This is a genomic window from Pseudomonas sp. Arb-4-2C (assembly GCF_055755015.1).
In genome coordinates this window covers 3623202-3635559 of sequence record NZ_CM146899.1, presented here as the reverse complement: position 1 = coordinate 3635559, position 12358 = coordinate 3623202, and the positions used below count along the sequence as shown (strand labels likewise).

10 protein-coding genes are annotated in these 12358 nt (G+C 61.3%); 9 read left to right on the top strand and 1 reads right to left on the bottom strand.

Annotated elements, in window-relative coordinates; all coding sequences use genetic code 11:
• Window positions 1–26: 26 nt before the first annotated feature.
• Window positions 27–917: a LysR family transcriptional regulator gene (locus tag AC0J41_RS16255; protein WP_007969232.1), complete on the bottom strand. Its 891-nt coding sequence runs from the start codon at window positions 915–917 to the stop codon at window positions 27–29.
• Window positions 918–1058: 141 nt separating this feature from the next.
• Here AC0J41_RS16255 and leuC point away from each other — a divergent pair, with 141 nt between their 5' ends.
• From leuC to AC0J41_RS16210, 9 genes are all read left to right on the top strand, one after another.
• The gene (leuC, locus tag AC0J41_RS16250; protein ID WP_025111181.1) at window positions 1059–2477 is read left to right on the top strand and encodes a 3-isopropylmalate dehydratase large subunit; all 1419 of its coding nucleotides are present in this window, start codon (window positions 1059–1061) and stop codon (window positions 2475–2477) included.
• A gap of 11 nt (window positions 2478–2488) precedes the next feature.
• The gene (gene leuD, locus AC0J41_RS16245) at window positions 2489–3133 is read left to right on the top strand and encodes a 3-isopropylmalate dehydratase small subunit (RefSeq protein WP_038363635.1); all 645 of its coding nucleotides are present in this window, start codon (window positions 2489–2491) and stop codon (window positions 3131–3133) included.
• A gap of 139 nt (window positions 3134–3272) precedes the next feature.
• The gene (locus tag AC0J41_RS16240; RefSeq protein WP_473013026.1) at window positions 3273–4040 is read left to right on the top strand and encodes a class I SAM-dependent methyltransferase; all 768 of its coding nucleotides are present in this window, start codon (window positions 3273–3275) and stop codon (window positions 4038–4040) included.
• 68 nt (window positions 4041–4108) lie between these two features.
• A complete protein-coding gene (gene leuB / locus AC0J41_RS16235) occupies window positions 4109–5191 on the top strand; it encodes a 3-isopropylmalate dehydrogenase (protein ID WP_473013025.1) in 1083 nt (360 codons plus the stop codon).
• Between the two features lie 66 nt (window positions 5192–5257).
• Entirely contained in the window at window positions 5258–6370 is a 1113-nt protein-coding gene (gene asd, locus AC0J41_RS16230) for an aspartate-semialdehyde dehydrogenase (protein ID WP_007956451.1), read from the top strand.
• Window positions 6371–6618: 248 nt separating this feature from the next.
• Window positions 6619–7629 carry an aspartate-semialdehyde dehydrogenase gene (locus AC0J41_RS16225; RefSeq protein WP_473013024.1) on the top strand — a complete coding sequence of 337 codons (1011 nt, stop codon included), beginning with the start codon at window positions 6619–6621 and terminating at the stop codon, window positions 7627–7629.
• A gap of 209 nt (window positions 7630–7838) precedes the next feature.
• Window positions 7839–10496 (top strand): motility hub landmark protein FimV, encoded by a 2658-nt coding sequence (locus AC0J41_RS16220; protein WP_473013023.1) that lies wholly within the window; start codon window positions 7839–7841, stop codon window positions 10494–10496.
• A gap of 269 nt (window positions 10497–10765) precedes the next feature.
• Complete coding sequence (truA, locus tag AC0J41_RS16215) at window positions 10766–11620, top strand: tRNA pseudouridine(38-40) synthase TruA (RefSeq protein ID WP_025111188.1); 855 nt, start codon at window positions 10766–10768, stop codon at window positions 11618–11620.
• A 65-nt stretch (window positions 11621–11685) separates the two neighbouring features.
• The gene (locus AC0J41_RS16210; protein WP_473013022.1) at window positions 11686–12330 is read left to right on the top strand and encodes a phosphoribosylanthranilate isomerase; all 645 of its coding nucleotides are present in this window, start codon (window positions 11686–11688) and stop codon (window positions 12328–12330) included.
• Window positions 12331–12358: the final 28 nt, after the last annotated feature.

Genomic DNA, 12358 nt, shown 5'->3' with positions numbered 1-12358 from the left:
CAGCGGCTCTATAGGAGTAGCACAAGTTAGCCTGGAGTCCCTGGCAGATCGATTTGCGCATCCAGCAAGGCCATGAAAGCCCTTGCCGCATTCGACAGCGTCCGTTCGGTGTGCACGATATAGCCTAGCTGGCGACTGAGCTGTATGCCCGGCAAAGGTATGCGCGCCACCTGTTCATCGAGCATGGTGCGGGGCAGAACACTCCAGGCCAGACCGATGGAGACCATCATTTTGATGGTTTCCAGATAGTTGGTGCTCATGGCGATGTTCGGCGTCAGCCCTTGGGCCTCGAATAAGCGTTGGACAATATGGTGAGTAAAGGTGTTGCCCCCGGGGAAAACTGCCGGATGACCGGCAATGTCCGCCAGACTCACCGCGCCGTTGCTGATCAATGAATGCTCCGGCGCCACCACGAAATCCAGCGGGTCGTCCCACACTGGCGTGGCTTTGACCAGTGTGTGCGGCTCCGGGGCCAGGGTGATTACCGCGAGTTCGGCGCGGCCGTGGAGGATCTCCTCGTAAGCCACTTCCGAATCCAGAAACTGAATATCCAGCGCCACCTGCGGGTAGCGGCGGGTGAACTCCCTCAATAGCGGCGGCAAGCGGTGCAGGCCGATGTGGTGACTGGTGGCCAGCGTCAGGCGGCCGCTGACTTCGCCGGTCAGGTTGGTCAGGGCGCGGCGAGTGTCGTCCAGCACGTTGAGAATCTGATAAGCCCGGGGCAGCAAGGCGCGGCCAGCCTCGGTCAGACCGACTTCGCGGCCCAGCCGATCAAACAGGCGCACCTTCAACTGTTGCTCCAGTCCGGCGATGCGTTTGCTGATCGCTGGCTGCGTCAGGTGCAGTCGCTCGCCGGCGCCGGAGAAGCTGCCGGTCTCGGCGATAGCGATAAAGGCATTGAGGTTGGCCAGGTCCATGGGTCGTATTCCAGTTGGTTATCCAAAGCATAAAAAATATGAATTTGAGTTATTTAATCTAACCCCATAGGATCGGCCTCACAAGCCAAAGGGTTATTGATAAGCCCAGGGCATAGAAACAAGCTGATGAGGAACCGTCTGATGGCCGGCAAAACGCTCTACGACAAGCTCTGGGATTCGCATTTGGTCAAGCAGCGCGACGATGGCTCTGCGTTGATCTACATCGATCGTCACATCATTCACGAAGTGACCTCGCCGCAAGCCTTCGAAGGCCTGCGTCTGGCCGGGCGCAAGCCTTGGCGCATCGATGCCAACATCGCGACCCCGGACCACAACGTACCGACGACCCCGGAGCGCAAGGGCGGTATCGCTGCCATTGCCGATCAGGTCTCGCGTTTGCAGGTTCAGACCCTCGATGACAACTGTGATGAGTACGGCATCGTCGAGTTCAAGATGAACGACATCCGTCAGGGCATCGTTCACGTGATCAGCCCGGAGCAGGGCGCGACCTTGCCGGGCATGACCGTGGTCTGCGGCGACTCGCACACCTCGACCCACGGCGCGTTCGGTGCGCTGGCGCATGGTATCGGCACCTCCGAGGTCGAGCATGTGCTTGCCACCCAGTGCCTCGTCGCCAAGAAAATGAAGAACATGCTGGTGCGCGTCGAAGGCCAGTTGCCGTTCGGCGTGACCGCCAAGGACATCGTCCTCGCGGTGATCGGCAAGATCGGCACTGCCGGCGGTAATGGCCATGCCATCGAGTTCGCTGGCAGCGCGATCCGCGACTTGTCCGTCGAAGGCCGCATGACCATCTGCAACATGTCCATCGAAGCCGGCGCCCGTGTGGGCCTGGTGGCTGCCGACGAAAAGACCGTCGAGTACGTCAAGGGGCGTCCGTTCGCACCGAAAGGCGCGCAGTGGGATCAGGCTGTCGAGGCCTGGAAAGACCTGGTATCCGACGCTGATGCCCAGTTCGATACGGTGGTCGAACTGGACGCTGCGCAGATCAAGCCGCAAGTCAGCTGGGGCACTTCCCCGGAAATGGTGCTGGCCGTTGATCAGAACGTGCCGGACCCGGCCAAAGAGATGGACCTGGTCAAGCGCGACTCGATCGTCCGCGCCTTGAAATACATGGGTTTGAGCGCCAATCAGGCGATCACCGACATTCAACTGGATCGCGTGTTCATCGGCTCCTGCACCAACTCGCGCATCGAAGACTTGCGCGCCGCCGCCGTGATCGCCAAGGGCCGCAAAGTCGCCTCGACCATCAAGCAGGCCATCGTGGTGCCGGGCTCGGGTCTGGTGAAGGCGCAGGCGGAAGCCGAAGGTCTGGACAAGATTTTCCTCGAAGCCGGTTTCGAGTGGCGTGAACCGGGTTGCTCGATGTGCCTGGCGATGAACCCGGACCGTTTGGAGTCCGGCGAGCATTGCGCCTCGACCTCCAACCGCAACTTCGAAGGCCGTCAGGGCGCCGGTGGCCGCACCCACCTCGTCAGTCCGGCCATGGCCGCTGCGGCGGCGGTGAACGGTCGTTTCATCGACGTTCGTGAATTGATCTAAAGGAGCGCAGCATGAAAGCTTTTACCCAGCACACTGGTCTTGTCGCGCCTCTGGATCGAGCCAACGTCGACACCGACCAGATCATTCCGAAGCAGTTCTTGAAATCGATCAAGCGCACCGGTTTCGGCCCGAACCTGTTCGACGAGTGGCGTTATCTCGATGTGGGTCAGCCGTACCAGGACAACTCCAAGCGCCCGCTGAACAAGGATTTCGTCCTCAACGCCGAGCGCTATCAAGGCGCCAGTGTGTTGCTGGCCCGCGAGAACTTCGGTTGCGGCTCCAGCCGTGAGCACGCGCCATGGGCGCTGGAAGAATACGGTTTTCGCAGCATCATCGCGCCGAGCTACGCCGACATCTTCTTCAACAACAGCTTCAAGAACGGCTTGCTGCCGATCATCCTGAGCGACGCTGAAGTCGACGAGTTGTTCAAGCAGGTCGAGGCCGAGCCGGGCTATCAATTGCAGGTTGATCTGCAAGCGCAGACCGTGACCCGCCCGGATGGCAAGGTTTACAACTTCGAGATCGACGCGTTCCGCAAGCATTGCCTGTTGAACGGTCTGGACGATATCGGCCTGACCTTGCAGGACGGTGATGCGATTGCCACGTTCGAAGCCAAGCACCGCGTGAGCCAGCCGTGGTTGTTCCGCGACGCATGAGCAAGATTTGAGATTGATGCAGTCAGGGCTGACCTCTTCGCGAGCAAGCCCGCTCCCACAGGGGAATGCATTTCAAAGGTGGGAGCGGGCTTGCTCGCGAAGGCGGTAGCTCAAACAACACAAATGCCAGGAAATGACTATGACCAGCACCGCCCAGCACACCCAGGTTGTCCAGAAGCAATTCGGTGAACAGGCCGCTGCCTACCTGAGCAGCGCCGTTCACGCTCAAGGCACCGAATTTGCGCTGCTACAGGCTGAACTGGCCGGGCAGGGCGAGGCTCGGGTGCTGGATCTGGGTTGTGGCGCCGGTCACGTGAGTTTTAATGTCGCGCCGCTGGTCAAGGAAGTGGTGGCCTACGACCTGTCGCAGCAGATGCTCGATGTGGTCGCCGCCGCCGCCGTTGATCGCGGCATCAGCAACATTGCCACGGTCAACGGTGCTGCGGAGCGCTTGCCGTTTGCCGATGGTGAGTTCGACTTCGTGTTCAGCCGTTATTCGGCGCACCATTGGAGCGATCTGGGCGTGGCCCTGCGCGAAGTGCGCCGGGTGCTGAAACCGGGCGGCGTGGCGGCGTTCATCGACGTGTTGTCACCGGGCAGTCCGTTGTTCGACACTTACCTGCAAAGCGTTGAAGTGCTGCGCGACACCAGTCATGTGCGCGATTATTCCGCCGGCGAGTGGTTGCGCCAGATCAGCGAGGCCGGGCTGCATACCCGCAGCACCACCCGTCAGCGCCTGCGTCTGGAGTACAGCAGTTGGGTCGAGCGCATGCGCACGCCTGAGGTGATGCGCGCGGCGATCCGCCAGTTGCAGCAGTCGATGGGCAACGAAGTGCGCGAATATTTTGAGATTGATGCCGACGGTTCGTTCAGTACAGATGTGATTGTGCTCTGGGCTGAAAAATAGTTTTCGAACACCAAGAATTTTTCCGGGCGTGCCACCCGTGGCGCACCGACTGAAGACACGAGGAAAGCATGAGCAAGCAGATTCTGATTCTCCCAGGTGATGGTATTGGTCCGGAAATCATGGCCGAAGCGGTCAAGGTGCTGGAACTGGCCAACGACAAGTACAGCCTGGGCTTCGAGCTGAGCCATGACGTGATCGGTGGCGCGGCCATCGACAAGCACGGTGTGCCGCTGGCCGACGAAACCCTCGACCGTGCCCGTGCTGCCGACGCCGTACTGCTGGGGGCAGTGGGCGGCCCGAAATGGGACACCATCGAGCGTGACATCCGTCCTGAGCGCGGTCTGCTGAAAATCCGTGCGCAACTGGGCCTGTTCGGTAACCTGCGTCCGGCAATCCTCTACCCGCAACTGGCCGACGCTTCGAGCCTGAAACCGGAAATCGTTGCCGGTCTGGACATCCTGATCGTCCGTGAGCTGACCGGTGGCATCTACTTCGGCGCGCCGCGCGGCACTCGTACCCTGGAAAACGGCGAGCGTCAGTCCTACGACACCCTGCCGTACAGCGAGAGCGAAATCCGTCGCATCGCCCGTGTCGGTTTCGACATGGCCATGGTTCGCGGCAAGAAGCTGTGTTCGGTGGACAAGGCCAACGTGCTGGCGTCCAGCCAATTGTGGCGTGAAGTGGTCGAGCAAGTCGCCAAGGATTACCCTGAAGTCGAACTGAGCCACATGTACGTCGACAACGCCGCCATGCAACTGGTGCGCGCGCCGAAGCAGTTCGACGTGATCGTCACCGACAACCTGTTCGGCGACATCCTCTCCGATGAGGCGTCGATGCTCACCGGCTCCATCGGCATGCTGCCGTCGGCCTCGCTGGATTCGAACAACAAGGGCATGTACGAGCCTTGCCATGGTTCGGCCCCGGACATTGCGGGCAAAGGCATTGCCAATCCGTTGGCGACCATTCTGTCGGTGTCGATGATGCTGCGTTACAGCTTCAATCTGCACGATGCGGCCGATGCCATCGAGAAAGCTGTCAGCGTGGTGCTGGATCAAGGCCTGCGCACCGGTGACATCTATTCGGCCGGTTGCACTAAAGTCGGTACGCAGGAAATGGGCGACGCAGTAGTCGCCGCGCTGCGGAATCTGTAATCTCTCGGGCCCGCTGCGAAATTCAATACAAAGCAGCGGCCCACTTTTCAAGAAGGTGTAGTTGCGATGAAACGTGTAGGTCTGATCGGTTGGCGCGGCATGGTCGGTTCCGTGCTCATGCAGCGGATGCTGGAAGAGCAGGATTTCGATCTTATCGAGCCGGTGTTTTTCACCACTTCCAATGTCGGTGGCCAAGGCCCGTCCGTGGGCAAGGACATTGCTCCGCTCAAAGACGCGTACAGCATTGAAGAGCTGAAAACCCTCGACGTGATTCTGACCTGCCAGGGCGGCGACTACACCAGCGAAGTGTTCCCGAAGCTGCGCGAAGCCGGCTGGCAGGGTTACTGGATCGACGCGGCCTCGAGCCTGCGCATGAACGATGACGCGGTCATCATTCTCGACCCGGTCAACCGCAAGGTCATCGACCAGCAACTGGACGCGGGCACCAAGAACTACATCGGCGGCAACTGCACCGTCAGCCTGATGCTGATGGGCCTGGGTGGTCTGTTCGAAGCCGGTCTGGTGGAGTGGATGAGCGCCATGACCTATCAGGCGGCCTCCGGTGCCGGCGCGCAGAACATGCGCGAACTGATCAAGCAGATGGGCGCGACCCACGCCGCGGTCGCCGATCAACTGGCCGATCCTGCCAGTGCGATCCTCGACATCGATCGTCGTGTCGCCGAAGCCATGCGCAGCGACGCGTACCCGACCGAGAATTTCGGTGTGCCGCTGGCCGGTAGCCTGATCCCGTGGATCGACAAGGAACTGCCGAACGGCCAGAGCCGCGAAGAGTGGAAGGCCCAGGCCGAAACCAACAAGATCCTCGGCCGCTTCAAGAGCCCGATCCCGGTCGACGGCATCTGCGTGCGCATCGGCGCCATGCGTTGCCACAGCCAGGCGTTGACCATCAAGCTGAACAAAGACGTGCCGATCGCCGATATCGAAGGGTTGATCAGCCAGCACAACCCTTGGGTCAAACTGGTACCGAACCAGCGCGAGATCAGCATGCAGGAGCTGAGCCCGACCAAGGTCACCGGTACCTTGAATGTGCCGGTGGGGCGTCTGCGCAAGCTGAACATGGGTTCGCAATTTGTCGGTGCCTTCACCGTCGGCGACCAGCTGCTGTGGGGCGCGGCCGAACCGCTGCGTCGCATGCTGCGGATCCTGCTGGAGCGTTGATCGCTTGAAGCTGTGAAAAACCCGCGCCTTGTGAGAGGTGCGGGTTTTTTTATGCCTGAGGTTTCACGGTGTCTGGTCTGGCGCCTTCGCGAGCAAGCCCGCTCCCACCCTTCAAATGCATTCCCCCTGTGGGAGCGGGCTTGCTCGCGAAGAGGCCAGAACAGACCCTGCAAATCCCGGCAGAAATTGCCTGCATCTCACTCACCCGGTAAAGTGCCGCTCCCCCCGTTTCGCCAGAGGCTCGCACCATGACCCAGACCCTAGATATTGCCGTGATCGGCGCCACCGGTACTGTCGGCGAAACCCTCGTACAGATTCTCGAAGAGCGCGACTTCCCGGTCGGCAACCTGCACCTGCTGGCCAGCAGCGAATCCGCCGGCAGCTCGGTGCTGTTTCGCAACAAGAACGTGCGCGTACGTGAAGTCGACGAGTTCGATTTCAGCAAGGTCAAACTGGTGTTCTTCGCCGCCGGCCCGGCCATCACCCTGAGCTATGCGGCGCGGGCCCATGCGGCCGGTTGCTCGCTGATCGACCTGTCCGGCGCGCTGCCGGCCGAGCAGGCGCCGCAAGTGGTGCCGGAAGCCAATGCTGAGGTCGTCGCCGGTTTGACCGCGCCGTTCCAGGTCAGCAGCCCAAGCCCGTCGGCCACCGCGCTGGCTGTGGTGCTGGCGCCACTGCTCGACGTGATCGACCTGCAATACGTCAACGTCACCGCCAATCTGGCGGTTTCCGCACAAGGTCGCGAGGCCGTGACCGAGCTGGCGCGGCAGACCGCCGAGCTATTGAACATGCGCCCGCTGGAGCCGACTTTCTTTGATCGGCAAATGGCCTTCAACCTGCTGGCCCAGGTCGGCACGCCGGACGCCCACGGTCACACGCTGCTGGAAAAACGTCTGGTGCGCGAGCTGCGCCAGGTATTGGTTCAGCCTTTATTAAAGATTTCCGCAACTTGCGTTCAAGCCCCGGTGTTTTTTGGCGATAGCTATAGCGTGACCTTGCAGTCAGCGAGCGCGGTCGACCTGGAAAAGGTCAACGCTGCGCTTGAAGATGCGCCGGGCATCGAGCTGGTCGAAGCCGGCGATTATCCGACTGCGGTGGGTGACGCGGTGGGGCAGGACGTTGTCTATGTCGGTCGAGTGCGCAGCGGCGTCGATGACCCGGCGGAACTTAATCTGTGGCTGACGTCAGATAACGTACGCAAAGGCGCAGCCCTCAATGCTGTGCAGGTCGCTGAATTGTTGATAAAAGACCTGCTGTAAAAGATACTTGGCAACAATTTGTCGACTGATTCTAGGTGAGCGCTATGCTTGCCCGGAGCACTTGATAACGTGTCACCCTCCGGGACTTTCCGGGGCATCAAAGAAATGATCGCGCGCGGCATTGTGTCGTCGTCGCGCGCAATGCCTTACGGCAGCGGCAATCAACATCTTCTCGCTGGCCGAGGAACGTTCAAACAAAGGATGAGGCTATGGTTCAAGTTCGCAAACTGGTGTTAGCAATAGCGGCCGCCTCGGCGCTGTCCTCCGGTATGGCGCATGCCCTCGGGCTCGGGGAGCTGACCCTGAAGTCGACCCTGAACCAGCCGCTGGTGGCCGAAATCGAGCTGCTCGACGTCAAGGATCTCACCGCTGCCGAAGTGGTGCCGAGCCTGGCCTCGCCGGAAGATTTCGCCAAGGCTGGCGTCGATCGCCAGGCCTTCCTCAACGACCTGACTTTCACCCCGGTGCTCAACGCCAGCGGCAAAAGCGTGCTGCGCGTGACCTCAAGCAAACCACTGTCGGAACCGATGGTGAAATTCCTTGTGCAGGTGATGTGGCCCAACGGCCGCCTGCTGCGCGACTACAGCGTGCTGCTGGATCCGTCGAAATTCTCGCCGCAGACCGCTGACGCCGCCGCGCAACCGGCGCCGTCGCAGACCATCACCGCGCCGACCACCGGTGCCACGCACCCGAATCAATACACCACCACGCCGCGCGATACCCTGTGGGAAATCGCTGCGAAGGCGCGCACGGGCGGCTCCGTGCAGCAAACCATGCTGGCGATTCAGGCGCTGAACCCGGACGCCTTCATTGACGGCAACATCAACCGGCTGAAGACCGGCCAGGTGCTGCGTCTGCCGGACGCGGTGGAAAGTGCCGCGCTGCCGCAGTCGAAAGCGATTGCCGAAGTTGCCGCGCAGAACGAAGCCTGGCGTCAGGGTCGTCGTTATGTCGCCAAGCCGGGCACCGGTCAGCAGCAGCTCGATGCGACCAAGCGTGGTCGCAGCAACGCCGGCAGCGGCCAGAATGCCAAAGACAACCTGAGCCTGGTCTCCGCTGAAAGCGCCAAGGCGCGGGGCAAAGGCCCGGCCGGCGATGCCAAGGCCTTGAGCAACAAGCTGGCGGTCACTCAGGAAAGCCTCGACACGACCCGTCGTGACAACGAGGAGCTGAAGAGCCGCATGGCCGATCTGCAAAGTCAGCTGGACAAGCTGCAACGCCTGATCGAGCTGAAAAACAATCAACTGGCGAAAATGCAGGCTGACGGTACGGGCGCCGCCCCGGCCGCCAATGCTGCCGTGCCGGCGATCACTGCCGAGCTGGCCGCCACACCGCCGGCGACTCCGGCAGAAGCGGCGCCAACGCCGGAATCGGCAATTGCGCCGCCGGTCGACACACCCGCCGAGACGCCAGTCGTTGCGCCAAAACCGGTTGTCGATGAAGACAAAACGTTCAACGAGCTGCTGACCAATCCGATCCTGTTGGGTCTGATCGGTGGCGGTGCGGTGGTCCTGCTGCTTCTGCTGTTGTTGCTGGCCCGTCGCCGCAAAGCCCAACAGGAAGCCGAGAAACACCTGCGCATGGCGCGGGCCCTGACTGAGGAACAAGAGTTCTCCGCCGAGCAGGACCTGCCGGAGAGCAGCTTCGAAGGTCTGGAAGTGCCGGCTGCCAGCGTCAAACTCAATACCCAGGCCTCGGCACCTGCTCCGGCCCCGGTCGTGACGCCGGTGGTGATGGCCGAGCCGATCGCGGCGCCATTGGTCGCACCGGCTGCCGAGCGTTCCGATGACGTGCTGGACAAGGCCCAGTCGCACATCAACGCCGGCCGCCTGAATCAGGCTGCCGCGCTGTTGGAAGAGGGTGTCAGCCTTGAGCCGCAACGCAGCGATCTGCGCCTCAAGCTGATGGAAGTCTACGGTCAGCAGGGTGATCGCGATGCGTTCGTCGGTCAGGAGCGTCAACTGGTGGCCAACGGCGATAACTTCGCCAAGGTCGAAGAGCTGAAGAAGCGCTTCCCGACCATGGCGGTAGTGGCTGCTGCGGGTCTGGCTGCAGCAGCAGTCGCTGCAGAGCTGGATGCGCAATATGTCAAAGACCTGCTGCTTGACGAGCCAGAAGCACCTGCACCTGCACCTGCACCTGAATCTGCACCTGAGCCTGAGCCGGTGGCAGATGACCTGGACAGCGCTTTCGACCTGAGCCTGGATGACCTCGACAACATTACCCCGGTTGAGCCTGCTCCTGTCGTTGAGCCTGAAGCACCGGTGCAGTTGGACGAATTCCCGGCAGACGACGACCTGAGCTTTGAGTCGGTGTTGCAACAGCAGACCGAGATCAAGGAAAACCTCGACGACCTGTCGGACTTCGACCTGGATCTGGACCTCGGTGCCGAGCCAGCGCCTGCAGTGGACCTGGCAGACGATGACTTCCTGCTGGACCTGGACGAGGGCGTGAAAGACCTGTCGCCGGTCGAGCCTGCCGTGGTGAACGAAGCGCCGCAGGACGACCTGGAGCTGCCGGCGGATTTCGATCTGTCGCTGGCTGACGAGATGGACAGCAACCCGGCAGAACCGGATGCCTTCGCCGCCGAGCTGGATGATGTCAACGCCGAGCTGGATCGCCTGTCGCAGAGTATTGCCGAGCCGACCTTCACCGAAGCCGATGCGGCCATCGGTGATGATCTGGGTGAAGACGATTTCGACTTCCTCGCCGGCACTGACGAAGCGGCGACCAAGCTCGACCTGGCTCAGGCCTACATCGACATGGGCGACAACGACGGCGCACGCGACATCCTCAACGAAGTGTTGACCGAGGGTGACGAGAAGCAGCGGGGCGAGGCCAAGGAAATGCTTTCGCACCTGGCTTGATTCGGCGTCAGCAGTAAACAGAACGGCAGCCCATTGAGGCTGCCGTTTTTGTTTGGGCTGGATTTTGCTGCGTCTGGAGCGGCGCTTTCGCGAGCAAGCTCGCTCCCACAATGGTCCTGCGGCAGCCACCCATCCCGATCCACCCCCCAATCCCCTGTAGGAGCGGGCTTGCTCGCGAAGAGGCCGGCTCGGTCAATACAGAACTGACTGGCATCCCCGACTCACAGCCTTATAATGCCCGCCTTTGCAGATCAGCAGGCTGTCCCACTTTGGCAAACATAGATAACCCGGCCGCCGAATTGGCACCCGACGGCTTTTACCGCGTGGCGCTGGGCGTCGAGTACAAAGGTTCGCGTTACAGCGGCTGGCAGCGTCAGTTGACGGGTGTCGCGACGGTGCAGGAAGAACTCGAAAAAGCCTTGTCGAAAGTCGCCAATTCACCGGTTTCGCTGCAGTGTGCCGGTCGCACCGATGCCGGGGTGCATGCATGCGGGCAAGTGGTGCACTTCGACACGCAGGTCGATCGCTCGCTGAAAGCCTGGGTGATGGGCGCCAACATCAATTTGCCTCACGACATCAGTGTCAGTTGGGCGCGGGTCATGCCGGCGCATTTTCATGCGCGTTTCAAGGCCATCGCCCGGCGTTATCGCTACGTGATCTACAACGATCAGATTCGTCCGGCCCATCTCAACGAAGAAATCACCTGGAACCATCGCCCGCTGGACGTCGAGCGCATGGCCGAAGCCGCGCAATACCTGATCGGCACCCACGATTTCAGTGCGTTCCGCGCCGGCCAGTGCCAGGCCAAGTCGCCGATCAAGAAGATGCATCATCTGCGCGTGACCCGTCACGGCAAGATGATTGTGCTCGATATCCGCGCCAATGCGTTCCTGCACCACATGGTGCGCAACATTGCCGGTGTTCTGATGACGATTGGCGCCGGCGAGCGTCCGGTGGAATGGATGAAGGAAGTGCTGGAGAGCCGCGAGCGCCGTTCCGGTGGTGTGACCGCGCATCCGTACGGGTTGTATCTGGTGCAGGTCGAGTACCACGACGAGTTCCCGTTGCCCGAGCGTTTCATCGGGCCACATTTCCTTACGGGTTTCTCTGGCCTTGACGGCTGACGCCCCTGAACGCTTTTGTTACCATCCGGGACTTTCCCGGTTTTTGCCTTGAGGTTTTTATCGACATGTCAGCCGTTCGCAGCAAGATTTGCGGGATTACCCGCATAGAAGATGCGTTGGCAGCGGTCGAAGCCGGGGCCGATGCAATCGGTTTCGTGTTTTATGCAAAAAGTCCACGGGCGGTGAGCGTGCAGCAGGCGAGGGCGATCATCCGCGCCTTGCCGCCGTTTGTGACCACCGTTGGCCTGTTCGTCAATGCCAGCCGCTGCGAGTTGGGGGAAATCCTCGATGCCGTGCCGCTGGATCTGCTGCAGTTCCATGGTGATGAAAGCGCAGAAGAATGCGAGGGCTGGCATCGGCCGTACATCAAGGCGCTGCGGGTCAAGGCCGGCGACGACATCGCCGCCGCCGTCGATGCCTATCCGAGCGCCAGTGGCGTGCTGCTCGACACCTATGTCGAAGGCGTGCCTGGCGGAACCGGCGAGGCGTTCGACTGGTCATTGATTCCACAGCGGTTGAGCAAGCCGCTGATCCTGGCCGGTGGTCTCACGCCGGAAAACGTCGCTGCCGCCGTGGCGCGGGTCAAACCGTACGCGGTCGACGTCAGCGGTGGGGTGGAGGCGAGCAAGGGCATCAAGGATCATGCGAAGATCCGTGCGTTCATCGATGCCGTACGCAGTAGCTCACCGGGAGCGTCTACTTCGATGTGACGGCTGGCAGTCTGCCGCCGTCCATCAA

Bases quoted from the DNA above. Each gene is read 5' to 3' on its own strand.
- AC0J41_RS16255 (WP_007969232.1), bottom strand. From the start codon at position 917: ATGGACCTGGCCAACCTCAATGCCTTTATCGCTATCGCCGAGACCGGC.
- leuC (WP_025111181.1), top strand. From the start codon at position 1,059: ATGGCCGGCAAAACGCTCTACGACAAGCTCTGGGATTCGCATTTGGTC.
- leuD (WP_038363635.1), top strand. From the start codon at position 2,489: ATGAAAGCTTTTACCCAGCACACTGGTCTTGTCGCGCCTCTGGATCGA.
- AC0J41_RS16240 (WP_473013026.1), top strand. From the start codon at position 3,273: ATGACCAGCACCGCCCAGCACACCCAGGTTGTCCAGAAGCAATTCGGT.
- leuB (WP_473013025.1), top strand. From the start codon at position 4,109: ATGAGCAAGCAGATTCTGATTCTCCCAGGTGATGGTATTGGTCCGGAA.
- asd (WP_007956451.1), top strand. From the start codon at position 5,258: ATGAAACGTGTAGGTCTGATCGGTTGGCGCGGCATGGTCGGTTCCGTG.
- AC0J41_RS16225 (WP_473013024.1), top strand. From the start codon at position 6,619: ATGACCCAGACCCTAGATATTGCCGTGATCGGCGCCACCGGTACTGTC.
- AC0J41_RS16220 (WP_473013023.1), top strand. From the start codon at position 7,839: ATGGTTCAAGTTCGCAAACTGGTGTTAGCAATAGCGGCCGCCTCGGCG.
- AC0J41_RS16210 (WP_473013022.1), top strand. From the start codon at position 11,686: ATGTCAGCCGTTCGCAGCAAGATTTGCGGGATTACCCGCATAGAAGAT.